Annotated in this window: 36 protein-coding genes; 1 reads left to right on the top strand and 35 read right to left on the bottom strand. The window is 46.4% G+C overall.

Translation table 11 applies throughout. The features are described 5' to 3' along the window. Positions 1 to 68: 68 nt before the first annotated feature. Both AC3A14_RS12235 and AC3A14_RS12230 read right to left on the bottom strand, forming a co-directional pair. Positions 69 to 1,241 carry a CHAT domain-containing protein gene (locus AC3A14_RS12235; protein WP_318733584.1) on the bottom strand — a complete coding sequence of 391 codons (1,173 nt, stop codon included), beginning with the start codon at positions 1,239 to 1,241 and terminating at the stop codon, positions 69 to 71. Positions 1,242 to 1,416: 175 nt separating this feature from the next. Continuing rightward, a complete protein-coding gene (locus AC3A14_RS12230; RefSeq protein ID WP_318700797.1) occupies positions 1,417 to 1,728 on the bottom strand; it encodes a hypothetical protein in 312 nt (103 codons plus the stop codon). Positions 1,729 to 1,875: 147 nt separating this feature from the next. Between AC3A14_RS12230 and AC3A14_RS12225 the strand changes: the two genes are divergently transcribed. Further along, positions 1,876 to 3,660: an ABC transporter ATP-binding protein gene (locus AC3A14_RS12225; RefSeq protein WP_318733586.1), complete on the top strand. Its 1,785-nt coding sequence runs from the start codon at positions 1,876 to 1,878 to the stop codon at positions 3,658 to 3,660. Positions 3,661 to 3,668: 8 nt separating this feature from the next. Here the strand turns inward: AC3A14_RS12225 and AC3A14_RS12220 are convergent, their stop codons facing one another. The 33 genes from AC3A14_RS12220 to rplC form a co-directional block, all read right to left on the bottom strand. Then, positions 3,669 to 4,670 (bottom strand): ATP-grasp domain-containing protein, encoded by a 1,002-nt coding sequence (locus AC3A14_RS12220; RefSeq protein ID WP_318733588.1) that lies wholly within the window; start codon positions 4,668 to 4,670, stop codon positions 3,669 to 3,671. Between the two features lie 241 nt (positions 4,671 to 4,911). After that, complete coding sequence (locus tag AC3A14_RS12215; RefSeq protein WP_318733590.1) at positions 4,912 to 5,388, bottom strand: DUF29 domain-containing protein; 477 nt, start codon at positions 5,386 to 5,388, stop codon at positions 4,912 to 4,914. A gap of 12 nt (positions 5,389 to 5,400) precedes the next feature. Continuing rightward, positions 5,401 to 6,501, bottom strand: a complete 1,101-nt coding sequence (prfA, locus tag AC3A14_RS12210; RefSeq protein ID WP_318733592.1) for a peptide chain release factor 1 — start codon at positions 6,499 to 6,501, stop codon at positions 5,401 to 5,403. A gap of 100 nt (positions 6,502 to 6,601) precedes the next feature. Continuing rightward, positions 6,602 to 6,829 carry a 50S ribosomal protein L31 gene (rpmE, locus tag AC3A14_RS12205; protein WP_271938991.1) on the bottom strand — a complete coding sequence of 76 codons (228 nt, stop codon included), beginning with the start codon at positions 6,827 to 6,829 and terminating at the stop codon, positions 6,602 to 6,604. Positions 6,830 to 7,350: 521 nt separating this feature from the next. Further along, entirely contained in the window at positions 7,351 to 7,767 is a 417-nt protein-coding gene (gene rpsI / locus AC3A14_RS12200; protein WP_318700790.1) for a 30S ribosomal protein S9, read from the bottom strand. Then, positions 7,767 to 8,222 (bottom strand): 50S ribosomal protein L13, encoded by a 456-nt coding sequence (rplM, locus tag AC3A14_RS12195; RefSeq protein WP_318700789.1) that lies wholly within the window; start codon positions 8,220 to 8,222, stop codon positions 7,767 to 7,769. Before rplM ends, rpsI begins: the two co-directional genes overlap by 1 nt. Positions 8,223 to 8,257: 35 nt before the next feature. After that, positions 8,258 to 9,106, bottom strand: a complete 849-nt coding sequence (gene truA, locus AC3A14_RS12190) for a tRNA pseudouridine(38-40) synthase TruA (RefSeq protein WP_318700788.1) — start codon at positions 9,104 to 9,106, stop codon at positions 8,258 to 8,260. 44 nt (positions 9,107 to 9,150) lie between these two features. Continuing rightward, positions 9,151 to 9,540 carry a 50S ribosomal protein L17 gene (gene rplQ / locus AC3A14_RS12185; protein WP_318700787.1) on the bottom strand — a complete coding sequence of 130 codons (390 nt, stop codon included), beginning with the start codon at positions 9,538 to 9,540 and terminating at the stop codon, positions 9,151 to 9,153. A 51-nt stretch (positions 9,541 to 9,591) separates the two neighbouring features. After that, positions 9,592 to 10,533 carry a DNA-directed RNA polymerase subunit alpha gene (locus tag AC3A14_RS12180; RefSeq protein ID WP_318700786.1) on the bottom strand — a complete coding sequence of 314 codons (942 nt, stop codon included), beginning with the start codon at positions 10,531 to 10,533 and terminating at the stop codon, positions 9,592 to 9,594. Between the two features lie 119 nt (positions 10,534 to 10,652). After that, a complete protein-coding gene (gene rpsK, locus AC3A14_RS12175; RefSeq protein ID WP_271938977.1) occupies positions 10,653 to 11,042 on the bottom strand; it encodes a 30S ribosomal protein S11 in 390 nt (129 codons plus the stop codon). An 85-nt stretch (positions 11,043 to 11,127) separates the two neighbouring features. Then, the gene (gene rpsM, locus AC3A14_RS12170) at positions 11,128 to 11,511 is read right to left on the bottom strand and encodes a 30S ribosomal protein S13 (RefSeq protein WP_271938974.1); all 384 of its coding nucleotides are present in this window, start codon (positions 11,509 to 11,511) and stop codon (positions 11,128 to 11,130) included. A gap of 106 nt (positions 11,512 to 11,617) precedes the next feature. Beyond that, entirely contained in the window at positions 11,618 to 11,731 is a 114-nt protein-coding gene (gene rpmJ, locus AC3A14_RS12165) for a 50S ribosomal protein L36 (protein ID WP_271938971.1), read from the bottom strand. A gap of 86 nt (positions 11,732 to 11,817) precedes the next feature. After that, positions 11,818 to 12,042 carry a translation initiation factor IF-1 gene (gene infA, locus AC3A14_RS12160; protein ID WP_271938968.1) on the bottom strand — a complete coding sequence of 75 codons (225 nt, stop codon included), beginning with the start codon at positions 12,040 to 12,042 and terminating at the stop codon, positions 11,818 to 11,820. A gap of 144 nt (positions 12,043 to 12,186) precedes the next feature. Then, positions 12,187 to 12,747, bottom strand: coding sequence for an adenylate kinase (locus AC3A14_RS12155; RefSeq protein WP_271938965.1), 561 nt, complete (start codon positions 12,745 to 12,747; stop codon positions 12,187 to 12,189). A gap of 4 nt (positions 12,748 to 12,751) precedes the next feature. Continuing rightward, positions 12,752 to 14,059 (bottom strand): preprotein translocase subunit SecY, encoded by a 1,308-nt coding sequence (gene secY / locus AC3A14_RS12150; protein ID WP_318734359.1) that lies wholly within the window; start codon positions 14,057 to 14,059, stop codon positions 12,752 to 12,754. 182 nt (positions 14,060 to 14,241) lie between these two features. After that, positions 14,242 to 14,688 carry a 50S ribosomal protein L15 gene (rplO, locus tag AC3A14_RS12145; protein WP_271938961.1) on the bottom strand — a complete coding sequence of 149 codons (447 nt, stop codon included), beginning with the start codon at positions 14,686 to 14,688 and terminating at the stop codon, positions 14,242 to 14,244. A 54-nt stretch (positions 14,689 to 14,742) separates the two neighbouring features. After that, the gene (gene rpsE, locus AC3A14_RS12140; RefSeq protein ID WP_271938959.1) at positions 14,743 to 15,282 is read right to left on the bottom strand and encodes a 30S ribosomal protein S5; all 540 of its coding nucleotides are present in this window, start codon (positions 15,280 to 15,282) and stop codon (positions 14,743 to 14,745) included. 18 nt (positions 15,283 to 15,300) lie between these two features. Further along, positions 15,301 to 15,666, bottom strand: coding sequence for a 50S ribosomal protein L18 (rplR, locus tag AC3A14_RS12135; protein ID WP_271938956.1), 366 nt, complete (start codon positions 15,664 to 15,666; stop codon positions 15,301 to 15,303). Positions 15,667 to 15,668: 2 nt separating this feature from the next. After that, positions 15,669 to 16,232, bottom strand: coding sequence for a 50S ribosomal protein L6 (gene rplF / locus AC3A14_RS12130; protein ID WP_318700784.1), 564 nt, complete (start codon positions 16,230 to 16,232; stop codon positions 15,669 to 15,671). A gap of 73 nt (positions 16,233 to 16,305) precedes the next feature. Further along, positions 16,306 to 16,707, bottom strand: coding sequence for a 30S ribosomal protein S8 (gene rpsH / locus AC3A14_RS12125; RefSeq protein ID WP_318734361.1), 402 nt, complete (start codon positions 16,705 to 16,707; stop codon positions 16,306 to 16,308). A 25-nt stretch (positions 16,708 to 16,732) separates the two neighbouring features. Further along, positions 16,733 to 17,278: a 50S ribosomal protein L5 gene (gene rplE, locus AC3A14_RS12120; protein WP_318700783.1), complete on the bottom strand. Its 546-nt coding sequence runs from the start codon at positions 17,276 to 17,278 to the stop codon at positions 16,733 to 16,735. 17 nt (positions 17,279 to 17,295) lie between these two features. After that, positions 17,296 to 17,646, bottom strand: coding sequence for a 50S ribosomal protein L24 (rplX, locus tag AC3A14_RS12115; protein ID WP_413038700.1), 351 nt, complete (start codon positions 17,644 to 17,646; stop codon positions 17,296 to 17,298). Further along, positions 17,646 to 18,011, bottom strand: a complete 366-nt coding sequence (gene rplN, locus AC3A14_RS12110; protein WP_283755979.1) for a 50S ribosomal protein L14 — start codon at positions 18,009 to 18,011, stop codon at positions 17,646 to 17,648. Before rplN ends, rplX begins: the two co-directional genes overlap by 1 nt. A 50-nt stretch (positions 18,012 to 18,061) precedes the next feature. Continuing rightward, the gene (rpsQ, locus tag AC3A14_RS12105) at positions 18,062 to 18,304 is read right to left on the bottom strand and encodes a 30S ribosomal protein S17 (protein WP_271938945.1); all 243 of its coding nucleotides are present in this window, start codon (positions 18,302 to 18,304) and stop codon (positions 18,062 to 18,064) included. 3 nt (positions 18,305 to 18,307) lie between these two features. Further along, positions 18,308 to 18,562, bottom strand: a complete 255-nt coding sequence (gene rpmC / locus AC3A14_RS12100) for a 50S ribosomal protein L29 (protein ID WP_271938944.1) — start codon at positions 18,560 to 18,562, stop codon at positions 18,308 to 18,310. Between the two features lie 5 nt (positions 18,563 to 18,567). Continuing rightward, positions 18,568 to 18,984, bottom strand: coding sequence for a 50S ribosomal protein L16 (rplP, locus tag AC3A14_RS12095; RefSeq protein WP_271938943.1), 417 nt, complete (start codon positions 18,982 to 18,984; stop codon positions 18,568 to 18,570). 38 nt (positions 18,985 to 19,022) lie between these two features. Further along, a complete protein-coding gene (gene rpsC / locus AC3A14_RS12090) occupies positions 19,023 to 19,754 on the bottom strand; it encodes a 30S ribosomal protein S3 (protein ID WP_318700782.1) in 732 nt (243 codons plus the stop codon). 32 nt (positions 19,755 to 19,786) lie between these two features. Further along, positions 19,787 to 20,149: a 50S ribosomal protein L22 gene (gene rplV, locus AC3A14_RS12085; protein WP_318734364.1), complete on the bottom strand. Its 363-nt coding sequence runs from the start codon at positions 20,147 to 20,149 to the stop codon at positions 19,787 to 19,789. 61 nt (positions 20,150 to 20,210) lie between these two features. Continuing rightward, positions 20,211 to 20,489, bottom strand: coding sequence for a 30S ribosomal protein S19 (rpsS, locus tag AC3A14_RS12080; RefSeq protein ID WP_271938938.1), 279 nt, complete (start codon positions 20,487 to 20,489; stop codon positions 20,211 to 20,213). 100 nt (positions 20,490 to 20,589) lie between these two features. Then, positions 20,590 to 21,453, bottom strand: a complete 864-nt coding sequence (rplB, locus tag AC3A14_RS12075; protein ID WP_318700780.1) for a 50S ribosomal protein L2 — start codon at positions 21,451 to 21,453, stop codon at positions 20,590 to 20,592. Between the two features lie 13 nt (positions 21,454 to 21,466). Then, positions 21,467 to 21,781: a 50S ribosomal protein L23 gene (locus AC3A14_RS12070; RefSeq protein ID WP_271938935.1), complete on the bottom strand. Its 315-nt coding sequence runs from the start codon at positions 21,779 to 21,781 to the stop codon at positions 21,467 to 21,469. Beyond that, positions 21,771 to 22,403: a 50S ribosomal protein L4 gene (rplD, locus tag AC3A14_RS12065; protein WP_318700778.1), complete on the bottom strand. Its 633-nt coding sequence runs from the start codon at positions 22,401 to 22,403 to the stop codon at positions 21,771 to 21,773. Before rplD ends, AC3A14_RS12070 begins: the two co-directional genes overlap by 11 nt. Positions 22,404 to 22,468: 65 nt before the next feature. Beyond that, positions 22,469 to 23,119: a 50S ribosomal protein L3 gene (gene rplC / locus AC3A14_RS12060; protein ID WP_318700777.1), complete on the bottom strand. Its 651-nt coding sequence runs from the start codon at positions 23,117 to 23,119 to the stop codon at positions 22,469 to 22,471. Positions 23,120 to 23,912 lie beyond the last annotated feature (793 nt).

Genomic DNA, 23,912 nt, shown 5'->3' with positions numbered 1-23,912 from the left:
GAGAATACTGTACTCAATGCATTGATAAGAAATTTAGATTTTCTTGTGAATTCCTTATCTGTTAAAGTCTAGAGAGAAAGAAAGAGTATTACCCACCACACCACCTCCCCCTCCTTCTCATGCCCACGATTCACAAAACTAGCATCAGAACACTCCCAATCAGGTCGAGGAATGGGTTCTCGCCCTTTAGTTCTTAGGGGTGTCACCAATGCCCCAGGCAGAATATCGGCAACGTACAATCGCAGTAAGTGCCACTGTCCGGATTCTCTAGATTGCAATAGAGCTTGATAGGTTAACGCTAAAGCTTCCGTAACCGTTCGCCCTACCGCAAGCGCCTCATAAAATGTCCCAGCCGCTTCTGATGCCAGATTATCGTTAACTCGATCGCCCCAACTCAATACTGCCCTTGCACCTTTGTGTAATAATGCTTCAGCCATTGAGGCAACTACATCGTCATCAGAATATCCGGTGCGACACCCAGAAAGAAACCTGAGCTTGGGAGTATTGAATTGCAATGCTCTGGCAATCTCTTGAGCCGTGCTATTTTGACGCTCTCCGAGTTCTGTTTCTGTGAAAAAGTAAGGTTGGCCATCTTCAATTTCTGCATGACCGGTGAAGTGAGCCACATCGAAGTATCCTTTGGCGTAGTCTTCAACCAAGTAACCTAATTCCTGTAAATTGCCACTTTCTTCTACCGTTAAACATAGCGATTTTTTCCGTTCTGTTGCTTTGAGGATCTGCCCTTCTTCTGCCTCAAAATCCAGCACTGTCTTAACTCCAGAAGGCGATGTTGCCATAAACAAAACATTGAGAACTCGATTATTGGGTTGGTTGTGTAGACTCAAACTGGATTTTCTTCCCTTAACCCACCTTACCGGAACGATCACCGGATTCTTCTCAACTAAAAACCGCTCTCCATCATGCAATATTTCCCAAGGTAGATTAGCCAATCCCTGTTCTGCGGCAATAGCGAGAACAATTTGTTCCCCGTGAGGACAGTCTCTGAGCGTATTTTCCAGACGGTAATTTTGATTTAACCAGTCATAAAGGATGTGCCCAGCTTCAGGATAGGGAACAGGAAGCGCAGTATAGTAACGCAATTTTGCCCATTGATTCAACTCTCCCATCTCATCTAATGGCAGCACCAGTTCCTGAAATTCATTCGGATTATCCCAAAAGAACCGAACTTTCGCCTCTTCACTCCCACTGAGTTTCAAATCGATATGCAGAATCTGAAGCATTTGATCGTTAACAATGAATAATGAGCAATTTTTATTGGCTATCAAGTCCGGCTAAACTGTTGTCATTGCGACCGCAGGGAAGGAATCACCATAATTTTCGAGATGGGCGGGATTACTTCACTCCACTGCGTTCCGTTCGCAATGACTAATTATAACTGATTCAGCAGACTTGATTTTACTCCAAGAGTTCTTTAATCTGCTCGACTGTAGCATCTTTGAGTAGTAAACGCCGACCGTCATCGGTGACAATCATGACTTTCTCCAGCTTGCGTCCGGAGTCTTTCTTCTGGGACTTCTGATACCATTCGTAGAGTTGCTTGGCGATCGCCATTGTTCCCCCGACAATACCAACAATAGTGGCGATCGTGGTTAATACCTCGGCTCTCTGGGGTTCATGGAGCGTTTCATAACTGCCCTCAATTCCAGCAATATTGAGTAACTCCTCAGTTGCCCTCTCTGCATCTTGACCAACAATTTCAATCTTCATGGGTTAACTCCGACTCATCTCTCTGGTTAAGTGTTCTTTCTCTATTTTCAGAAACTATAGAGGAAACCCGAAGAATTCACCAGTGAAGAGTTCAATTCTATTGCTAGACTCATTAAGTACGATTTCATCTACCCTACCCCCAAATCTGTGAATTCTAGTTCTTCTCCTCTTCAGCGTTTAATTCAGTATAGTGGCCCCTATCAGAATAAAGTCCGGTTGGCGATCGCCACTTCGATCCTCAACAAAATCTTCGATCTTGCCCCTCCCATCCTGATTGGGATCGCGGTGGATGTGGTGGTTAAACAAGAAAATTCGGCGATCGCCGCTTTGGGAATTACCAGCGTTTTTACCCAACTCTTACTCCTCACCCTGCTGTCAGCCCTAGTTTGGGGATTGGAATCTGCGTTTCAATATGCCTATGAACGGTTGTGGCGCAATTTAGCCCAAACCATTCAACATCATCTACGTTTAGATGCCTACAGTCATTTACAAAACCTGGAAATTGCCTATTTTGAAGACCGCAGCACAGGCGAGTTAATGTCGATTCTCAATGATGATATTAACCAATTGGAGCGCTTTTTGGATGTGGGAGCCAATGAAGTAATTCAAGTGGCAACGACTGTTTTAATTATTGGCTCAATGTTTCTGATCCTAGCACCGGAAGTCGCTTGGATGACCCTTGTCCCCATGCCATTTATTATTTGGGGTTCAATCGCCTATCAAAAATTTCTCGCTCCTCGCTATACGAAAGTGCGGCAAAATGCGGGCTTTCTCAACCATCGTTTAGCCAATAATCTCAGTGGTATTACCACAATTAAAAGTTTTACCGCCGAAGAATACGAAGTCAAGCGGGTGGGCCAAGATTCAACTGCCTATCAACACTCCAATGAGGAGGCGATCGCCTATTCTGCGGCGTTTATTCCCTTGGTGCGGATGTTAATTTTACTCGGTTTTAGCTGTATCCTGCTCTATGGAGGTTTGGAGGTCACGAATGGGACTTTAGCCGTGGGAACCTACAGCACCTTGGTGTTTATGACTCAACGGTTACTTTGGCCCCTTACTCGCCTTGGAAGTACCCTGGATTTATGTCAGCGTGCCATGGCTTCAACTCGCCGGGTGATGGCATTATTAGATACGCCCATTGCCATTCATACGGGTGATATTCCCCTTGCCTTGGAGACAGTGCGCGGTGAAGTTGTGCTGAAAGAGGTCAGTTTTTCCTATCGCGATCGCCTGCCGGTATTAAACCAGGTCTCTTTGACCATTCCTGCGGGCAAAACAATTGCTATTGTTGGCTCAACAGGTTCGGGAAAAAGTACCTTAGTTAAGCTCCTGTTGCGGCTCTATGAAGTTCAAAATGGTTCAATTACGTTAGATGGTCTAGAGTTGCAAACACTACAGCTAGAAGATTTGCGGCGCTGTATTGGGTTAGTCAGCCAAGATGTGTTTTTATTTCATGGAACAGTGGCTGAAAATATCGCCTATGGCACATTTAATGCCTCTGAACCCGACATTGTTGCAGCAGCAACATTGGTGGAAGCCCACGACTTTATTATGGAATTACCGCAAAAATATGATACAATTGTCGGGGAGCGAGGTCAGAAATTATCCGGAGGACAACGGCAACGATTGGCGATCGCTCGTGCCATTGTTAAAAATCCCCCGATTCTGATTCTGGATGAAGCCACATCTGCGGTAGATAATGAGACAGAAGCGGCGATTCAGCGATCGCTAGAGAGAATCACTCAAAATCGGACGACGATCGCGATCGCTCACCGACTCTCCACCATCCGCAACGCCCATTGTATCTACGTCATGGAGCGCGGTAAAGTCATCGAGTCCGGTCGTCATCAAGAGCTATTAGAACACAATGGTGTTTATGCTAGTTTATGGCACATTCAAATGGGAGAATCTATTTTAGCCCAATCCTAAAAGCCATTTTAACTTAAAGCTTGTACAATCAATTGATACATTGAGTCTGCTAGAGAAAGATTCTTTAGGTTGAATAAGTTTGGGTATATGCCAGGAAAAGTATTTTCATCCACGATGATAGGATGATCTTCATGCCAAATCATGTCAAAACCAATGACTTCATAAGACATAGCATGATAAGCTAAATTTGCTAACTGTTGATGTTGTGGTTTTAAATCACCTAGATCGACCTCTCCACCTACTTCATTAGCATCATAGACTTTCTGAAAAGAACCACTTTCAAAAGAGTGACTAAAGTCAGAAAATCGACTTATTTTTTTTCTATAGCCATACATGATTTCTCCATTGACAAGGGTTGTACTCAGCCAATCTTGAGGATTATTTTCATAATATTTTTCTAGAAGTATACCCTCATTTAAATTAATGCCTCTCTCCTGTTCCATGAATTCAATAATATCACGCAGTCTCAAAAAATCATCGATTAGTGTCACTCCTTTACCAAATGCACCCTTCCTTGGTTTAAGTAACGCATAACCCCACTTATCTAAAATTGGCTTTGCTAAGTACAAATTCTTGTTATTTATTAATATAAAATCTGCAACTTTTACTCCCTTTTGCTTTAAGGTACGATGAGCAGTGTATTTATCTAGAGCAACTTCACAAACATAAGGATTAGGAATAACCTTTACAGTGTAAGCCAATGTTTTGAGTAGTTCCAAAACATACAAGTTACTTTGGGCAGAGATACTGTTTGGCTTTCTAATTTCACCATACCAGAAGAAGAGATCTAATTCATTAAGATTAAAGTTTTTGTAGACAACATTTCCGTTAACAATTAATGTATCATTGAGATCTTCTACTTCTACTAAACTGACTTCCTTATTGCATTTAATCAAAGCTAAAAGTTCATCAATAACCTCATTGGGGAGCTTATTGAGACGTTTAATAGAGGGTTGCTTATCATCTCCATCCTGTTTTTTCGGCAGAAACACACCAATTTTGGTAGTCATAAATTTTGTTATTCTTTTGATTTATCATATCAAGTTCGGTTAATTGGCTATGATGCAATGCTTCACGTTGGGGAATAGGGAATCGAGAACAGGCACTGTTCTACCAGAACAATGTAGGAGTGGAAACGCACTGTACATAGTTAAACTGATTACTCGGACTTGATATCATTGGATCTTGGTCTTAGAACAAGAACTAAAATTGGCACTTAAGCAACCCGTTGAATCCCTCTAATCATTCAATTTACTCTGGAATATAATCATCATCAAGAATATCATCTAGAGTCAACCCTGCTTCAAGTGGAAACAATTCTGGCTCTAGTCCATACTTCCTAATAATATCCTTCCTCGCATTTCCATAACACTCAGTCCAGATCTCTACTAACAAAACTTTCAGGCTAGGACTATCTTCTAACACATATTGAATTTGCCTACGTTGCTCCACAACTGCTTGTCGCCATCCTCTAGCGTTGTCTGCTTTTTCAGATTCCCAATACTTGAGTTTTAGGAGATGTTCGATCAACGTTGTCATCCTGCTTTTTAACTCCTTTTTCTCGCGCTTCCCCATGCTTTCCACTTCTTCAATCAAACCCTCAAAATCAATCCGATCGAGCCGTCTTTCTTGGAGTAACTGCACTGTTGTCTGTACCCACAAATAGAAGTCTCGATCGTAAAGTTCGGATAGATTAGAATCAGGTTTTACCTGTAACTCTGAATTCATGATCTCCCATTTCTAAGTTTGAACAGTTTGATTGGCTAGTTCTTCTAAACGGAATTGCTGATCTTGAGTAATGCACGCCTGAATTAAATTTTCAATATTACCTTCTAACGCACTTCCTAAAACAAAGTTTTGACCCAGACGGTGATCGGTGATCCGGTTATCTTTATAGTTGTAGGTACGGATTTTTTCCGATCGCGAACCTGTCCCAACCTGCGATCGCCGCATATCCGTAACCGCATCCTGCTGTTCTTGCAGCTTCATATCATACAACTTCGCCCGCAAAATCTGCATCGCCCGTTCTCGGTTTTGCAACTGCGATCGCTCTTCCGTACAAAATACCCGAATCCCCGTCGGCTTGTGGAATAAGTCCACCGCCGTTTCCACCTTGTTCACATTTTGTCCACCTGCACCGCCGGAACGAGCCGTGCTAATTTCTACGTCCTTAGCATCGATCTCAACTTCTACCTCGTCTACTTCCGGCATAATTGCCACCGTCGCCGTTGACGTATGAACTCGTCCCCCCGTTTCCGTCACTGGAACCCGTTGCACCCGGTGAACACCTGCCTCAAACTTCAGCTTACTATAAACTTGCTCCCCTTTCACCTCAAGGATTGCCTGCTTAAATCCACCCATTTCTGCTGGAGACTCACTGACAAGCTGCACCTTCCAGCCTTGCACTTCCGAATAGCGGGAATACATCCTTAACAGATCGCCCGCCCAAATACTCGCTTCATCTCCTCCCGTGCCTCCACGAATTTCCAACATAATATTCTTATCATCATTGGGATCTCGGGGCAGTAATAAAATTGTTAATCGATGTTCTAACTGATCGATTTTTGTTTCTAGATCCTGTACTTCCAAGGCAGCGATCTCTTGCAACTCGCGATCGCCACTCGACTCCTTATAAATTTCTCTAGCTCCCATCAACTCGTCTTGAGCCTTTTTCCAGATCTCATAAGTATTCACCACTTCCTCCAGAGACGCACGAGCCTTAGCCACCCGTTGCACCTCCTCTGGATTCGTGGCAATATCTGGATCGGCTAACCGACGAGTCAATTCATTAAACGTTTGTTCAACGGAAGTAAGTTTGTCAAGAAGATATGCTTCAGCCATTGTTCTAATGTCCAAGATTTAGGTTGTTTACAGCAGGGGAGTGATACATGGACTGTAGGTTTAAACCCCTACAACCCACCAAGACCAATCGCAATAGCTGCTACTTCTTGTTACCTGTACTTCCCATCCAGTTATAACGTTTCTGGAATCGTTCCACCCGTCCTTCAGTGTCAATAATTTTCTGAGTTCCTGTATAAAACGGATGATTTCCAGACCAAACATCCACATGAAGTTCTGGCTGAGTCGAACCCACAGTCATTACAAACTCGCCATTACAATATACTTTAGCTTCTGGATACCATTGGGGGTGAATATCAGATTTAGGCATGATGATTACACTTTCAAAAACATTATCAACTAAGCGGGGTTAATCCCTATTATAATCCAATTGCGATCGCTCCCCAAAGGGTGAGGCCGAGGCAGTTTCACCCCAATCTTGAGAAGAAGGGAACAATTGTTGACACTCTGCGCTCTGAAAAGACGCAGATTCTCCAGGCTATACATGGAAGGGTCTGTCAAAAGGCATTTGGAGCCACCGACCCTCTACTCTGTTGCTCTCGCTACGCTAAGTACGAAGCTTCAGACTACTTTTCCTCTGTTTTGCTTTCCGGGGACTACCACGCTTGCCAATTCGGTACGCTCCTCATCCTGCGTTGCTTGCCCCAATGAATGTCGTTCTGCGCCTCAAAGACCGTCGGTTCTCAGGTGGCCGGAATTTCACCGTAACTAGGATGATTCTTCACGTAGGCGTTTGCCCTTACTCACTTTGTGTTGCCTGTAGGCGAAAGCCAAAATGCGCCCCTACCTCTTAGTGGGAAAAGGGAAAAATTGATGAACTCTCCCCTACCCTTAACGTTTCGAGTATTGAGGAGCTTTTCTGGCTTTGCGTAAACCATATTTTTTCCGCTCCTTTGCCCTCGGATCGCGGGTAAGATACCCTTCACTTTTCAAAGGTTGACGATTATCTGGATCTAGCTCGCATAAAGCTCTCGCCACACCCAAACGAATCGAGTCGGCTTGTCCCGTTAATCCGCCTCCTGTAACATTCACCAGAATGTCATAGTCATTTTCCAGACCCAAGGTTTCCAGAGGCGCTTTAGCTGCTGACAGATATTGGGGATTGAACTGGAGATACAAATCTCCGGGTTTACCATTAATTTTCATCTCCCCTTGGCCGGGAACCAAGCGTACGCGAGCAATGGACGACTTTCTACGTCCGGTTCCCCAATAAACAGCCCGATCGTTTTGATTCTCAGTAGCTTGCATTAGTTATCTCCTTCTGGTACGGTTTTCAATTCTAAGACTTGGGGGGTTTGTGCCTCATGGGGATGTTTTGGCCCCGCATAGACTTTTAACTTGGTAAACAGCTTGCGTCCTAGAGCATTTTTAGGCAACATTCCTTTCACTGCTTTTTCCAGAATACGCTCGGGAATTCGCCCTTGCAATTTGGCAAAGGTTTCCGTTTTCATTCCCCCCGGACGACCAGAATGGCGGCGATAGAGTTTTTGCTCCCGCTTTTTACCCGTCACCTGGATTTTTTCAGCGTTGATAATAACCACAAAATCCCCAACATCCATATGGGGAGTAAACGTGGGTTTATTTTTGCCTCGTAAGATATTGGCCACTTCTGTTGCTAAACGGCCAAGACGCTGGCCATCAGCATCAACCACATACCATTTACGGTCGAGAGTCTCTTGAGAAGGTAAGTAGGTTTTAGTCATAATGAATGGTTGGTTTTGATAGAGGGCGATTTGGTTTAACCCAATTTAAATTGGGGTTGGGTGTCAAACCAAACTTCTGGGGGAAAGGGAGGATCTGGGTAGCCAACTCGCAGTAAACATAAGCCTTGGGCTGGAGCTGCGTATTTCACCAAATCTCGCCGTTCCTCTTGCCACAGATAAGTAAATTCTGTGGGAGTCATTTCCGCGATACCGACTTTGACCAATAATCCCACTAGAAGCCGCATCATCCCATAGAGAAATCCATTGGCTTGGACTTCTATCACCAGAAATGGCTCTTGGGTGGTGCATTGGGCAGTTTGAATATCTACCCAGGAGTGCGTCCGACTCGATCCTGCCCGATGAAAGGCGGATAGGTGATGACGACCGAGTAAGGGGTCGAGGGCGGCTTGAATGCGGTTGGCATCCAGAGGTTGATAATAATAATGCCAAGTCAGGTTGCGCACAAATAGGTTGGGATTGGCATGGGTATAGAGGGTATATCGATACCGTCGCCAAAGGGCGGAAAACCGGGAGTGCCAAGTGGGGGCAACCTGAGCAGAACCCCGAATCAGGATATCTTCGGGTAAGCGACTATTGAGAATAGTTGCCCACCGTTCAGGGGGAATGGGCCCAGAGACATCGAAGTGGGCAACTTGAGCGGCTGCATGGACTCCGGTATCGGTTCGACCTGCAGCCACTACGGGAACTTGCTGGTTGGTTACTGAGGCGATCGCCGCCTCCAGTTCCTCTTGTACCGTCCGTTCGCCTTTTCCTTGCCGCTGCCAACCGTGGAAATGGGTTCCCAGGTACTGAATGACTAGAGCAATGCGTTGACGCTCATCGGTCAAGTTATCCGAGTCTTTGAGTTGCCAACGGGATTTCATTTTTACTCCCCTGTCTTTCCCCTCGCCTAGATTTAGGGTTCGACTTAGACTAATTCAATAATCGCCATTTCTGCATTGTCCCCTCGACGAGGAACGGTGGGCAGAATGCGAGTATATCCACCTTGGCGATCGGCATAGCGATCGGGCACTTGTTCAAACAGCGCATGAACCAATTGCTTTTTCTTCAGCATATGTTCTTTGCGGTCTGGGCTGCCACTCAGGTATAAATAGCCCAAAACCTGGCGACGGGCAGCTAGAGTTCCACTTTTCGCCAGGGTAATCATTTTTTCCACTTCACTACGGACAGCTTTCGCCCGTGTTTTCGTGGTCTTAATCCGACCATGACGGATTAACTCAGTCGCTAAGGATCTCAGGAGAGCCTTACGCTGGTCAGCAGGTTTTCCCAACTTGGGGACACGACAACGATGACGCATAACACTTTTCCACGTTTCAAAATTTAGACAAGATTTAACCCCTGGCCTCAGTTAGGATTTGGCCTTTTCATGGGGCAGAGTAATCCCTAACCGCTGTTGCAAGGCTTCAATCACTTCTTCAGCCGATTTAGCTCCAAAGTTCTTGATCTCGAGCAAATCTTCTTGGGTGTAATCTAGTAGATCTGATACATTATTGATCTGCGCTCGTTTGAGACAGTTGTAAGCTCTCACCGATAACTGTAATTCTTCAATCGGGATCTGACTGTTGGGATCATCAGTCAGTTCTGGCTCGTCCTTGAGTGGCTCAAAGGTAATATCTTTGAGAGGACTAAATAAATCGACCAATATGTTTGATGCTTGAGATAGGGCTTCTTGAGGAGTAATACTCCCATTAGTTGTAACATCAAGAATCAGTCGGTCTTGTTCTAAGGAACCCCCAACCCGCGCATCTTCCACCATATAATTGACTTTAGATACGGGCATAAAAATTGCATCAATCTGGAGAAAGTCCAAGGCAGTCGGATCTTGACGACTACGGTCTACCGATCGGTAGCCTGTACCCGTTTCAATCCGAAACTCCATTTCTAAGGTTGCATCCTCTGATAGGGTAGCTACCTTCTGAGTCCCATTAACTAATTCCACTTCTGACGGTAAATCAAAGTCGCTCGCTTGCACGGTTTTTGGTCCCGTAGCCACTAAACGGCCAATTTGGGGTTGATTCGAGTAGCTTTTAACAATGATTTCCTTCATGTTCAGTAAGATTTCGAGTACATCTTCCCGAACGCCTTTGATGGTTGCAAACTCATGGTTTACTTTCTCAATCCTTACCGAGGTCACTGCTGCTCCCACTAGGTTAGAAAGCAATACCCGTCTAAGGGCATTGCCTACTGTGGTTCCTTGACCTCTTTCTAGGGGTTCTAGAATAAATCGGCTATACTGACTTTGATCTTTTTCGGTATAACTTTCAACACATTCAACTTGAAACTGCCCCACAGAGCCACCTCCCTTCGCCTGGTTTCTAGGAGGGCGACACATGACCTTCCTAGCTGTTTTCTTTGATTGAATGGGGTGAGGTCGTCTCATCTGCATTTGTTGCAGAATAGGAACGATCCTTACACCCGCCGCCGTTTTGGAGGACGACACCCATTATGGGGAATGGGGGTTACATCTCGAATGAGGGTAATTTCCAATCCGGAACCTTGTAGGGCACGGATGGCCGTTTCTCGCCCCGACCCCGGGCCACTCACCATAACTTCGATTTGTCGCATTCCTTGGTCGATCGCCCGACGAGCAGCACTATCGGCGGCTGTCTGAGCCGCAAAGGGGGTGCCTTTTTTCGCTCCCTTAAATCCACTCGATCCGGCTGAAGCCCAAGAAATCACATCTCCGTTAGGAGCAGTAATGGAGACAATCGTGTTGTTGAACGTCGATTGAATGTGAGCTACACCATTAGGAATATTTCGCTTTTGCTTTTTAGGGCCTGTTTTCTTTGGTCGTGCCATGATTTATGTTGCACTCTATGTATCTTGATCTCAAAGGTCTTTGAATGGACTAATCCCAATCCGGGCGATCTCATCCAACAGCAGGTTATTTCTTAGCGGCTGCTTTTTTCTTACCGGCTACTGTACGGCGGACTCCACGACGGGTACGGGCATTGGTGCGGGTTCGTTGTCCTCGTACAGGTAATCCCATACGATGCCGTCTGCCCCGATAGGTTCCAATGTCCATCAGACGCTTGATATTCATTGCCTCCCAACGTCTGAGATCCCCTTCGATTTGATATTGGCTTTCTACCGTACCTCTTAAGGCAACAATATCCGCATCGGTTAAATCTTTAACTCTTGTATCTGGATTTACTCCAGTATCCGCTAATATCTTTTGGGAACGGCTTAAGCCGATCCCATAGATGTAGGTTAGACCTATTTCTATGCGCTTATCTCGCGGTAGGTCTACACCAGCTATTCTGGCCACACTTTTTCTCCCTCGTCTTGAACAACTTAACTTAGGTCATCTCCCTAGGGGGAGAATCGATCCACTCTAAAACGTAATCCCAATTGATTCAGGTCTGGGGTTGAAGTTAACCTTGACGTTGCTTATGTTTTGGGTTAGAACAGATCACCATTACCCGACCTTTACGGCGGATAACTCGGCATTTCTCACACATTTTCCGGACGGATGCTCGGACTTTCATGCCCTATTTTTGAATGTCTACAAATATAACATCTTATCAGTTTTACTTCGGTTTTGTCAAATCAGACGAGGGAGATCTAAATTCCTCTATTTCTTACGCAATCGATAGGTGATTCTCCCTTTGGTTAAATCATAGGGAGTTAATTCAACTTTCACGCGATCGCCCGGCAGAATTTTGATATAGTTCCGACGGATTTTGCCCGAAATATGAGCTAATACATTAAACCCGTTATCCAAGTCCACCCGAAACATGGCATTAGGCAAGGATTCCGTAACTTGCCCTTCCATTTCAATTAAATCTTGTTTAGCCAATGTAATCTATCCTCAATTCAACAGGTTTTTAGTACAGGAATCTACGTCCCATGACTATGCCCCGAAAACAGAGTTTTCGGGGTCTTTACATATCTTATCAAATTTTTTTTGTCAAACTCTATCTTGTTATCGGTTAACTAACCACTAATGTCCCGTTGTCAAAGCATGTTGTAAATCCTGAGTTACCTTCTCGACGGGCTGATTTCCCCGAATCCGCCTCAGTTTACCTCGAGCGCCATAGAAATCAATCAAAGGTTGAGTCTCCTCTTGATAAACATCTAATCGATGGCGAATCGTCTCAGCTGTATCATCAGCCCGTCCTCTCAACAAAAGCCGCTCAATTAAAATTGCGTCTGGCACTTCTAAAAAAATGGCATAATCACAATCTCTATTTTTGGCATACAACATTTGCTGAAATGTCTCCGCCTGGGAACTGTTACGGGGAAAACCATCTAAAATCCACCCATTCTGGGCATCTTCTTGACTTAACCGCTCCTCCACTAAATCGAAGACTAACTGATCGGGAACTAAAGACCCTTGATCCATATAATACTTAGCTTTTAATCCCAAATCAGTCTTGTTCGCCACACTATTACGGAGAATTTCCCCAGTAGAAATATGGGGGATTTTCTCTCGTTTTGAGAGTTCTGCGGCTTGGGTTCCCTTCCCAGAACCTGGGGGGCCAATAAAAATCAACCTTGACATGACACTACTGTTTCACCATCCCTTCATAACGTTGAGAAATCACATAGGTTTGAATTTGCTTCGCGGTGTCAATCGCCACCCCAACTAAAATCAGTAGGGAGGTTGCGCCTAATCCTTGAAATGTTGGGACGCGGGTCAAGCCTTCAACCACTGTAGGCACAATAGCCACAATGCCTAAAAACACAGCTCCTAAGAACGTCAACCGATTCAGAACCCGTTCGATATACTCACTCGTTGCTTTTCCAGGACGAATGCCAGGGATACTCGAACCCATTTTTTTCAGGTTTTGAGCCACATCCACAGGATTCATAATCAAGGAAGCATAGAAATAGCTAAAAAACAGAATCATGGTCAAGTAGAACGGAATATATAACGCGCCTCCTGGACTCAGATATTGAACTACACTAACAATCGCTGAACTGCCCGTTAACTCAGCCAAAGTTACCGGTAAAATCAAGACCGCGGAAGCAAAAATAATAGGCATTACTCCACCTTGATTTAATCGCAAGGGAAGATAGCTACTTTTTTCCAAATACAGTTTTCGACCCACTTGACGGCGAGCGGAGATAATGGGGATTCGGCGTGTTCCTTCCTGAACAAACACAATACCGACAATCATCACTAGAAAGACCATGACCAAAATCACGGTGCGTCCAACAATGCTGCTATCTCCACTAGAGGCTAACTCGATGGTTTGGCCAATGGATCGGGGTAACGTAGAAACAATATTGACAAAAATCAATAACGACGCACCGTTGCCGATACCTCGTTCAGTAATCACTTCTCCAAACCACATGACTAACATGGAACCAGCACTTAAGGCTAAAACGGTTTGGATCACAAAAGTTGGCCCTGGATTTAAGGCCACTCCAGGAGCGCTATTTAACCATAACCCAATCCCCACACTCTGAAGGATGCACCATCCTAGGGCAACATAGCGGGTGACTTGGGAGAGTTTACGCCGTCCGGCTTCTCCCTCATTTTTCTGTAAATCTTCCAATGAGGGCAGAGCAGCAGTGAGTAATTGGATAATGATGGAGGCATTAATAAAGGGAAGGATACCCAGGGCAAAAACACCCAGTTGAGAAATCCCACCACCGGAAAATAGGTCTAATAATCCAATAACTGGACTGCCTTCAATATTGCGGCTAAATTGTTGTCGGTCAATGCCAATGACGGGGATATAAACCCCTAATCTAGCCAAAATTAATAAGCCCAGAGTGACGAGCAACCGACCTCTAAGGCCGGCTGCTTGAGCCATCTGGATAAACGTTTCTTGAGCGCTTGGGGTTTTGTCTCGACTAACGGTCATTAAGGGATACCTCGATGACGACGGTAAATAGGTGGGTGAACATTGGCAATTTCCAACTGAATGGTCTTAGGCGATGAAGCTTTTTCCTTGCGCTTCTTGCCTTTTGCCTAGCGCATTTCGGATTTTCTCCGACAGGTTCATGTCGGCGACAGCCGAAACATGCCCGCGAAGCGAAAAGCGCCTTATTCTAAAACCTGGCAACTCCCTCCAGCGCCTTCGAGTTTAGTGCGAGCATTAGCGGTAAATTGAGCTGCTTTCACTTGCAGAGCTACGCTAATTTCTCCATCTCCTAAGATTTTTAAGGGGCCGTCATTGGTGGTTACAATTCCTGCGTCCATCAATGAGTCTAAAGTCACTTCAGTATTAGCTGGGAGAGAAGCCAGTTGACGAATGTTAACCGTAGTGTACTGTTGTTTGTTAATAACTGTAAAGTGCTTCAGTTTGGGTACACGGCGATACAGGGGCATTTGTCCCCCTTCAAACCCAGGACGAGTTCCACGACCGGAACGAGACTTTTGTCCCCGCATTCCAAAGCCGCAACTGGCACCCTGACCTGCCGAGATTCCCCGACCGACGCGACGGCGGCGTTTACGGGAACCTTTTTGAGGTGCAACATCTTCTAATCTCATGGTATTTATCCTTGCGCTTACCGGTTTACTCTCTGGTTAGTCCCTTCTTGGGCGCTAGACATAAAGTTTTTCGATCTCAATGCCCCGTTCTTGGGCTACATCCGCAAAGGTACGGAGGCTAGACAAGGCATCAACGGCTGCCCTGGCATTATTGAGTGGGTTATTGGAACCGAGTTGTTTGGCTAGAGCATTCTGAACTCCTGCCAGTTCTAGCACAGTACGCACTGAACCCCCAGCAATTACCCCAGTACCGGGAGCGGCTGGACGCATCATCACTCTAGCGCCGGTGGCTTCTCCGGTGGATGGATGAGGCAAAGAGTTAGATTTGGTTAGGGGTACGGTAATCAGATGTTTTTTGGCATCAGCGACTCCTTTTTTTACTGCTCCAATGACATCGCTGGCTTTACCCACGCCTACACCGACTTGCCCGCGCTCATTGCCGACAACAACGATCGCCCGGAAGCTTAATTTTTTACCCCCTTTGACCACCTTGGTCACCCGGCGGATTTGCACCACCCGCTCTTGCCATTCACTTTCTTTTTCTCGATTGCGGTTGGCTTTGCGAGATTTGCCTTTCTTTTCTTTTTCTTCCATGGTTTTTGTGGGTTTATGCTAAAAGTCTAATCCAGCTTCACGGGCCGCATCGGCTAAGGCTTTAACGCGGCCATGGTACAAATTTCCACCTCGGTCGAACACCACTTTGGAAACTCCTTTATTTATGGCTCGTTCGGCGATCGCCTTACCCACTTGGGCAGACGCTTCACAAGTCCTCCCCGCAGCGTTCAATGCAGATTTGATTTCTGATTCCATTGTGGAAGCTGCCGCCAGGGTATGATGTTGGGTATCATCAATGACCTGAGCATAGATATGCTGATTGGAGCGGAACACCGCTAACCGGGGACGCTCAGTTGTTCCGCTGACTGACTTGCGAATGCGATTGTGTCTACGCTGCCGAAATTCTTGTCTGGTTCGTTTCATGGTTATTTCTTACCTGCCTTACCCGCTTTACGTCTGACGATTTCGCCCTGATAGCGAATGCCTTTACCCTTATAGACTTCGGGAGGACGAACATCGCGAATTTTGGCGGCAGTATTGCCCACCACTTCTTTATCGATGCCGCTAATCACCACAAAAGTGCCTTGATTAACTGCTTTGCCGGTATTATCGACCACAGCAAAATTGATCCCGTCTGGAGGGTCAACATCTACGGGTTTGCTATATCCCACATTTAAGGTTAAGGCTTTGCCCTTGGCTTGGGCCCGATAGCCTACCCCTTGCAGTTCCAGGCGTTTTTCAAAGCCCTTGGATACCCCTTCCACCATATTGAAGACGAGGGTACGGCATAGACCATGAGCCGCCCGACATTTACGGGAGTCATTGCGCCGCTTCACAATTAAGGTATCGTTGTCTTGTTCAATCGTGACTTCTGAAGGCAAGATGCGCTCTAGCTGTCCTTTTGGCCCTTTGACAGAGACTTGTTGACCATTAAGGGTAACCGTTACTTTGTCAGGAATATTAATAGGACGTTTACCAATTCGAGACATAATCTTTTACTTGTTGTCCTTGTTCATGGGTCTAATCATTGATGCTTGCTCTGGAGCAATCGTCAATTCAAAGCTACCAAACATAGCAAAGCACTTCACCACCAATACCTTGGCGACGGGCTTCACGGTCAGTCATAATGCCATGGGAGGTCGAAATAATGGCAATTCCAATCCCACCTAAAACGCGGGGGAGTTCCTTGCGATTTTTATAAACCCTCAGACCGGGACGACTGACCCGTTCGAGTTTGCTGATAATTGGGCTTCGGTTTTTGCCTTTATATTTGAGGGCAATCCGGAGCTGGGTTTTGACTCCTTCCCCCACATTCTCAAAATCGGAAACAAAGCCTTCATCTTTTAAGACTTGGGCAATACTCCGGGTGAGTTTAGTGGATGGAACTTGAGTGGTTTGATGCCGCGCTAAGTTCGCATTGCGAAGGCGCGTGAGCATATCCGCGATCGTGTCGTTTACGGCCATCGTTTACTCTCTCGATAAAACTCCTTTAGTTTTCCCGGAAAGGCATTCCCATTTCCCGCAGTAAGGCGCGTCCTTCTTCATCGGATTGAGCGGTTGTAGTAATAGCAACATCCATCCCTCGAATTTGGTCAATTTTGTCATATTCTATTTCGGGGAAAATGAGCTGCTCCCGCAGACCGAGATTATAGTTCCCGCGTCCATCGAAACTCTTGGGGCTAACGCCTCGAAAGTCCCGAATACGGGGCAGAGCCAAGTTCATTAATCGGTCTAGGAACGCATACATGCGATCGCTGCGTAGGGTGACCATGATACCAATGGGCATTCCTTTCCGAATTTTGAATCCGGCGATCGCCTTTTTCGCACGAGTCACTACCGGTTTTTGTCCAGTAATGATCGACAATTCCTTTTGGGAGGCTTCTAGAGATTTGGCATTTTGAGATGCTTCTCCAAGTCCTCGGTTAATGGTTACTTTTTCGATTTTGGGTACTTGATGAATATTCGTGTACCCAAATTGCTCCATCAGTTTGGGAACAATTTTTTCTTGATATCGGGTTTTAAGGGGTTGTACCATAGCGATTTCCTGCCAACTTAATCAATGATTTCCCCAGTTTTTTTGAGCATCCGTACCTTCTTTCCGTCTTCATTAACGGTATAGGAAACACGAGATGCTACTTTTTCTTTGCTGGAATAGAGCATTACATTCGAGCTATGGATGGGAGCTTCAAAGGTCTTGATTTGTCCCGATTCTCCTTCTTGTCTGGGTTTAACGTGCTTGGTTCTAATATTCACGTTTTGAACCACGACTTTACTGAGTTTGGGCAGCGCCTCAAGCACTTCTCCAACTTTTCCCTTATCCTTGCCCGCAATCACTTGCACGGTATCGCCTTTTTTGACATGCATTTTTGTCGCAAGTGATTTCTGTTTTACGGCTTTAGCCATTACAGAACCTCCGGTGCTAGGGATACGATTTTCGTGTAATTCTTATCTCGCAATTCACGAGCCACTGGGCCGAATACACGGGTTCCCCTGGGGTTGCCATCTTTGTTAATAATGACGGCAGCATTATCATCAAAGCGAATACTCATGCCACTGTCGCGGCGCAATCCTTTTTTAGTTCTCACAATTACAGCGCGAACCACATCGGATTTTTTGATCGCCATATTGGGGTTGGCATCTTTGACGACAGCAACAATTTCGTCGCCAATGCAACCATAGGTTCGGTTGCCACCGAGAACCCGAATACACATGATCTTACGAGCGCCACTGTTATCGGCTACATTGAGATAGGATTCTTGTTGAATCATAGGTTTATTCCTGGATCAAAAAGGGAATCAACGCTCTGCATAAACAGTCACTAACGAGATTCTAGGATCTCACTAACAGTCCAACGTTTGGTTCGACTCAGGGGACGAGACTCTTTAATTAAGACGCGATCGCCTTCTTTACATTGGTTGTCTTCGTCGTGGGCTTTGTAATGCTTGGTTTTGACTACGGTTTTACCGTATTTGGGGTGGGCGCTGCGGTTTTCAATCGCTACCACCACGGTCTTCTGCATTTTATTGCTAATTACAGTACCCACTCGTTCTTTGACAGGCATAGATTATGACTCCTCTGTGTCCTCTACAGGTGTCGTCGTGTCTTGCGATTGGGTTTGAGCCAACTGCCTCTGCCTTTCAACCATCAAGAGCTGCGACTGGCGGTGTTTGAGGTGTTTGAACTGATGAGGTTTGATTTCTCCCTGGCCGGTGGCTTGCTTGAGCCGCAACTGAAATAATTCACGTTTAATGGCTACAATCTGCTCGCCCAGTTCCTCATCGGTAAGGTTTCTCACCTCGTCAATCTTAGGTAATGGCATCTTCTCTAACCTTGGGAATCACGCACCAAAAATTTAGTCTTGATCGGAAATTTATGGGAAGCCAGACGCATGGCTTCACGGGCAATGTCTTCTGGCACACCCGCAATTTCATAAATAATCCGTCCGGGTTTGACTACGGCTACCCAATATTCTGGGTTTCCTTTCCCGGAACCCATCCGGGTTTCGGCTGGGCGCATGGTTACCGGTTTGTCGGGGAAAATGCGAATCCAAATTTTCCCGCCCCGCTTGATATACCGAGTCATCGCTCGACGACCCGATTCAATTTGGCGGGAGGTAATCCAATGAGGTTCTAGGGCTTGAAGACCAAAGTCTCCAAAATTAATGACGTTCCCACGGGAAGCCAACCCTTGCATTCGACCTCGGTGTTGTTTGCGAAATTTTGTTCTTCTTGGACTTAACATGACCAGAACTCAATTCAATAATGGGTCACCAATAACGATTAGTTCTCGTTGGATCGGTCTTCAAATTGGGGGCGACGGCGATTTCCTCGACGACGGTTGGGGCTTGGCCCAGGTGGGGGAGTTTCTTCTTGCCCAGGGATAATTTCTCCTTTAAAGACCCAAAGTTTAATGCCCAAGATCCCGTAAATGGTTTGAGCGGTGCGGTAAGCGTAGTCAATGTCAGCCCGAAGGGTATGCAGGGGGACTCGTCCTTCTCTGGTCCATTCTGTCCGAGCAATTTCTGCTCCATTCAGACGGCCACTAACTTGGATTTTGATCCCTTGAACCCCTGCCCGTTGGGCCCGTTGGATGGCTTGGCGCACAACCCGGCGGAAGGATACCCGACGTTCGAGTTGTTGGGCGATATATTCAGCCAGGAGACCGGCATCAGCATCGACACGGGTAACTTCGACGACGTTAATCCGAATTTGACGATTGCTATCGCCAATTTCTTTTTGCAGGTTAGTGCGTAGAGACTCAATACCTTGACCCCCTCGACCGACGACGACACCAGGACGGGCGGTATGGATTTCTAGGTCAATCTGATCGGCTTTGCGCTCAATGCGGACTTGGGAAATCCCAGCATTATTGAGTTGTTTTTCTACATATTTACGAATCTTAAAGTCTTCTTGTAAGATTCCTGGGTAATGTCTGGAATCCGCGAACCAGCGAGAACGGTGTTCTTGAGTGATTCCTAGCCGAAACCCAGTTGGGTGTATTTTTTGTCCCACAGAGTAATCCTCTCAATCAATCAACGGTTGAGCTAACTGCTAGCCGCTTCTGGGGCAACAGCTACTGTAATATGACAGGTGGGTTTACGAATTTGATAAGCCCGTCCTTGGGCCCGAGGGCGAAAGCGCTTGAGGGCTGGGCCAGCGTCAGCAAAGGCTTTGCTAATCACTAGGCTTCTAGGGTCGAGTCCCTGGTTATGTTCCGCATTCGCGACTGCCGATCGCAACACCTTTAAGATGGGTTGACAGGCACGGTAGGGCATGAATTCGAGTACGATCAGTGCATCCCGATAGGTTTTTCCCCGAATTTGGTCTAATACTCGACGGACTTTATGGGGGGACATACGGATGTACCGTGCGATCGCACGAGTTTCTACAGAAGTATCGATTGCCATCGTTTTTCTTTCATCCTGAGTCAATAAGGGGGAAACCGATTATCCCTAGGGGGAATATTAATTATCGGCGAGCTTTTTTGTCGCTCTTTGCATGGCCTCGATAGGTTCGAGTGGGAGCAAATTCTCCTAATTTATGTCCGACCATCTGTTCTGTGATAAACACGGGAACATGCTGGCGGCCATTATGAACAGCAATGGTATGGCCAATCATCTGGGGCACAATGGTGGAGGGGCGAGACCAAGTTTTAATCACTTGTTTTTCGCCTCTATCATTGAGTTTTTCAATTTTGGTTAACAGATGGTCGGCAACAAAGGGGCCTTTTTTTAAGGAACGAGCCATAAGACTTTCAAGGTTATGTAATCAGGGGAGTCAATCAAAACATTAAAAACCAAAACTAAAAACAGTCATTTTTAATTTTTAATTTTTAATTTTTAATTGATTAGGCTTGACGACCTCCGCGACCGCGCTTGGAAGTCCGACGACGACGACGTACAATCAAGCGATCGCTAGATTTATGTTTCTTCCGTGTTTTTGCACCCAAGGCTGGTTTACCCCAAGGGGTTACAGGGCCACTGCGACCGACGGGGGCCCGTCCTTCACCACCACCATGGGGGTGATCCACGGGGTTCATGACGCTGCCTCGCACTTGAGGCCGACGACCTTTCCTCCGAGTCCGTCCAGCTTTTCCTAGGGTGATATTACGAGCTTCTACGTTGCCCACTTGGCCAATGGTCGCGTAGCATTCCTTGCGCACCATCCGCACTTCTGTAGAGGGTAAACGCAGAGTTACATAGTCCCCTTCTTTGGCGACGACTTGCGCCGTAGCTCCAGCCGCGCGCACAATTTGCCCACCCCGTCCGGAGACGAGTTCAATGTTATGAACGCTGGTTCCCAAAGGCATATTACCCAAGGGCATACAGTTGCCAACTTCAATGGGAACGTTTTCACCGGAAATCACAGTTGTGCCTACGGCTAATCCTCTAGGATGGAGGATATACCGTTTTTCACCATCGGTGTAAAATAATAGGGCTAGGCGAGCGTTGCGGTTGGGATCGTACTCGATCGCCGCAACTTTGGCGGGAACGTTGAATTTATTCCGCCGGAAATCAACCAGACGATAGCGCCGTTTATGACCACCCCCCCGATGGCGACAGGTAATAACTCCTCGGTTATTCCGGCCTTTGACCCGGTGATTTTTCTTAATCAGGGATTTCTCTGGCCGATCTTTAGTGATCTCCGCAAAATCAGAGACACTCTGCTGCCGGGTACTTGAGGTATAGGGTTTGTAGGATCGAATGCCCATAACAGTTCATCAATTACACTTCTGGGAACAAGATGATCTGGTCGCCAGGGGATAGGGTAACTACGGCTCGTTTGTATTGAGCCTTATATCCCGTGAAGCGACCTACACGCCGTTTTTTACGGGGGGCGCGATAGGTGTTTACCTTGGTAACTTTGACCTCAAATAGGCTTTCGATCGCCGCCTTAATTTCCGGCTTAGTGGCCTGGGGAAGGACTTCAAAGACATATTTATTGTCTTCTAAGAGTCGGGTTCCTTTTTCGGTGACGATCGGGCGGCGGATCAGGTCAGGTAGGGCGCGATTGCCTGAAATGGTAGAATTACTCACCATAGACCTCCTGAATTTTTTCGAGAGCGGAACCGGTGGCTATGATTTTGTCTGCATTGAGGATGTCGTAGACGTTGAGTTGCTCGGCAAGAATTAATCGCAGTCTGGGGACATTGCGAGCAGACAAATAGAGGTTTTCATGGCGTTCGGGGATGATAAGCAGCACTTTGTCGGTCTCTGCTGCTCCCCAACGGGCAATCGCCCCTAGGAGTTCTTTGGTTTTGGGCCGAGCCAGGTTGTCACCAATTTCTTCGATCGCAATCAGGTCATCGGTTCTGCCCATTAAGGCTGTGGTTAAGGCCAAGCGCCGCTCTTTACGGTTCATCTTGGTTTCGTAACTTCTGGGCTTGGGCCCGAAGATCACCCCACCCCCTCGCCACAGGGGAGAACGGATAGAACCCGCACGAGCGCGACCGGTTCCTTTTTGCCGCCAAGGTTTGCGTCCGCCCCCTCTAACTTCGGCGCGGGTTTTGCTGCAAGCGGTTCCTTGGCGTGCATTATTGAGTTGACGCACGAGGGCACGGTGGACAATATGAGCGCTCGTCTCTTCTTTGGCGACCTTGAGTTCAAGGTTGGCTTCGCCCACCTCTGACCCTTGCCAGTCTTTCCTTACGCAACTAACCATAGTTTCGATTTTCCTTTTCTACTTGCTTTGATCCCTTAGATAGAGAGGGTTTCTTTCTGTGTGGATCAGCCGCCCACTTGATTGGTTGGAGCGATACTCAGGAGCGTTCCGGGTTTGCCTGGAACTGAACCTTTAATCAGCAGTAGGTTGCGATCGGTATCTACCCGCACGACTTGCAGTTTGCGAATCGTGATTTGGGCATTGCCTTTACGTCCTGCCATTTTTTTCCCTGGGTAAATTCGTCCAGGGGTGGTTCCTGCTCCGGTCGATCCCGGAAGGCGGTGGTTTTTTGAACCGTGGGACATCGGCCCCCGGCGGAAGTTATGGCGCTTTTGGTAACCGGCGAACCCGCGACCGATACTTTTACCAATGACATCAACCAGTTGACCTTCTGTGAAGAGGTCAGCTTTGAGTTCTTGACCGAGTTCATAGCTGCTGACGGTATCGCTGCGATATTCTCGCAGATGCCGCAGTCCAGTTTCCCCTGCCACAGCGCCCGATTTCTCTAAGTGCCCAACTTCTGGACGGTTGAGCCGCTTTTTCGGTACAGCATCATAGCCCAGTTGGATGGCACTATAGCCATCGGTTTCTGGAGTTTTGATTTGGGTTACGGTGCATGGTCCAGCTTGGACAACGGTGACCGGAATGGCGATTCCTTCTTCCATGTCAAAGATTTGGGTCATGCCGAGTTTGGTTCCGAGAATACCTACAGACACAGGTTGGGTAGTCTCCTTTTTGTTTACAGACAACAATCAAGCCACATCTTTATGGGATAGGCCGGATCTATAATTTTCCCTAAGTATTACTCAGACAAATACCGGTCTCACTTCAACAGCAAGACTCAGGCAGTTGGCTGAATTATTTAGATTCGTATTAAGGCTAATGCCCTTAATACTTTAGACAACCAAGTTTTGAATTACTGGTTACCCTTATCTATAGCACCTGGACTTAAGCACACTAAGGCTCAGTATCCTTATGGCGACTGGGGTCTCCGCTAGAGGGTCTCACGAAAAGTAAGCAACCTTATTTTTGGCGACAATATACCACTATAGAGCATCTGGCGGTGTTTGTCTATAGGGTGGGGATAATTTTTGGGGAGTGTGTGAGGAGGCGATCGCTATTTCTTCCATTCCGATTCTTCCATTGCGATCTGACAAACCAAGCTGTCCCAATTATTGCTAAATCTCTTATCCCTACAGTTAATAGAATAATGTTGGTGGCTCTAGAACGGCTATCGATTCCCAAATTTGTGGTGATGAGTTCCGCCTAAGCTGTTTCCAGGTTTTCCCATAGTTTATGGGCCCTCACGGTTATGGTGTATTTTTGGTATTGGATATCTTTTAATCCCATAGCATAAGTTGAGGAAATTGATTAACCCTGCAATTAATTCTGGCTGTTTCAATAAGGTTTGGTAGCTGTGGTATCAGACTTCTTCTAGCTGATCGAGATTCTCAATTGACATCCTCCCCGGTCTAAAGACACGGGGATTCCTAAACCTCACAATTTAGG

This window comes from Roseofilum sp. (assembly GCF_982964205.1).
This window is presented reverse-complemented; position numbering and strand designations above follow the sequence as displayed.

Bases quoted from the DNA above. Each gene is read 5' to 3' on its own strand.
- rplN (WP_283755979.1), bottom strand. From the start codon at position 18,011: ATGATTCAACAAGAATCCTATCTCAATGTAGCCGATAACAGTGGCGCT.
- rplO (WP_271938961.1), bottom strand. From the start codon at position 14,688: ATGAGATTAGAAGATGTTGCACCTCAAAAAGGTTCCCGTAAACGCCGC.
- rplM (WP_318700789.1), bottom strand. From the start codon at position 8,222: ATGACTAAAACCTACTTACCTTCTCAAGAGACTCTCGACCGTAAATGG.
- rplX (WP_413038700.1), bottom strand. From the start codon at position 17,646: ATGGCTAAAGCCGTAAAACAGAAATCACTTGCGACAAAAATGCATGTC.
- AC3A14_RS12155 (WP_271938965.1), bottom strand. From the start codon at position 12,747: ATGTCAAGGTTGATTTTTATTGGCCCCCCAGGTTCTGGGAAGGGAACC.
- rpsQ (WP_271938945.1), bottom strand. From the start codon at position 18,304: ATGCCTGTCAAAGAACGAGTGGGTACTGTAATTAGCAATAAAATGCAG.
- AC3A14_RS12215 (WP_318733590.1), bottom strand. From the start codon at position 5,388: ATGAATTCAGAGTTACAGGTAAAACCTGATTCTAATCTATCCGAACTT.
- truA (WP_318700788.1), bottom strand. From the start codon at position 9,106: ATGAAATCCCGTTGGCAACTCAAAGACTCGGATAACTTGACCGATGAG.
- rplB (WP_318700780.1), bottom strand. From the start codon at position 21,453: ATGGGCATTCGATCCTACAAACCCTATACCTCAAGTACCCGGCAGCAG.
- secY (WP_318734359.1), bottom strand. From the start codon at position 14,059: ATGACCGTTAGTCGAGACAAAACCCCAAGCGCTCAAGAAACGTTTATC.
- rplE (WP_318700783.1), bottom strand. From the start codon at position 17,278: ATGGTACAACCCCTTAAAACCCGATATCAAGAAAAAATTGTTCCCAAA.
- AC3A14_RS12235 (WP_318733584.1), bottom strand. From the start codon at position 1,241: ATGCTTCAGATTCTGCATATCGATTTGAAACTCAGTGGGAGTGAAGAG.
- rplF (WP_318700784.1), bottom strand. From the start codon at position 16,232: ATGTCTCGAATTGGTAAACGTCCTATTAATATTCCTGACAAAGTAACG.
- rpsS (WP_271938938.1), bottom strand. From the start codon at position 20,489: ATGGCTCGTTCCTTAAAAAAAGGCCCCTTTGTTGCCGACCATCTGTTA.
- AC3A14_RS12070 (WP_271938935.1), bottom strand. From the start codon at position 21,781: ATGGTGAGTAATTCTACCATTTCAGGCAATCGCGCCCTACCTGACCTG.
- rplP (WP_271938943.1), bottom strand. From the start codon at position 18,984: ATGTTAAGTCCAAGAAGAACAAAATTTCGCAAACAACACCGAGGTCGA.
- rpmC (WP_271938944.1), bottom strand. From the start codon at position 18,562: ATGCCATTACCTAAGATTGACGAGGTGAGAAACCTTACCGATGAGGAA.
- rpsE (WP_271938959.1), bottom strand. From the start codon at position 15,282: ATGGAAGAAAAAGAAAAGAAAGGCAAATCTCGCAAAGCCAACCGCAAT.
- prfA (WP_318733592.1), bottom strand. From the start codon at position 6,501: ATGGCTGAAGCATATCTTCTTGACAAACTTACTTCCGTTGAACAAACG.
- rplV (WP_318734364.1), bottom strand. From the start codon at position 20,149: ATGGCAATCGATACTTCTGTAGAAACTCGTGCGATCGCACGGTACATC.
- rplR (WP_271938956.1), bottom strand. From the start codon at position 15,666: ATGAAACGAACCAGACAAGAATTTCGGCAGCGTAGACACAATCGCATT.
- rpsI (WP_318700790.1), bottom strand. From the start codon at position 7,767: ATGCAAGCTACTGAGAATCAAAACGATCGGGCTGTTTATTGGGGAACC.
- rplD (WP_318700778.1), bottom strand. From the start codon at position 22,403: ATGGTTAGTTGCGTAAGGAAAGACTGGCAAGGGTCAGAGGTGGGCGAA.
- rpsK (WP_271938977.1), bottom strand. From the start codon at position 11,042: ATGGCACGACCAAAGAAAACAGGCCCTAAAAAGCAAAAGCGAAATATT.
- AC3A14_RS12220 (WP_318733588.1), bottom strand. From the start codon at position 4,670: ATGACTACCAAAATTGGTGTGTTTCTGCCGAAAAAACAGGATGGAGAT.
- rpsH (WP_318734361.1), bottom strand. From the start codon at position 16,707: ATGGCCGTAAACGACACGATCGCGGATATGCTCACGCGCCTTCGCAAT.
- AC3A14_RS12230 (WP_318700797.1), bottom strand. From the start codon at position 1,728: ATGAAGATTGAAATTGTTGGTCAAGATGCAGAGAGGGCAACTGAGGAG.
- rpmJ (WP_271938971.1), bottom strand. From the start codon at position 11,731: ATGAAAGTCCGAGCATCCGTCCGGAAAATGTGTGAGAAATGCCGAGTT.
- rplQ (WP_318700787.1), bottom strand. From the start codon at position 9,540: ATGCGTCATCGTTGTCGTGTCCCCAAGTTGGGAAAACCTGCTGACCAG.
- rpmE (WP_271938991.1), bottom strand. From the start codon at position 6,829: ATGCCTAAATCTGATATTCACCCCCAATGGTATCCAGAAGCTAAAGTA.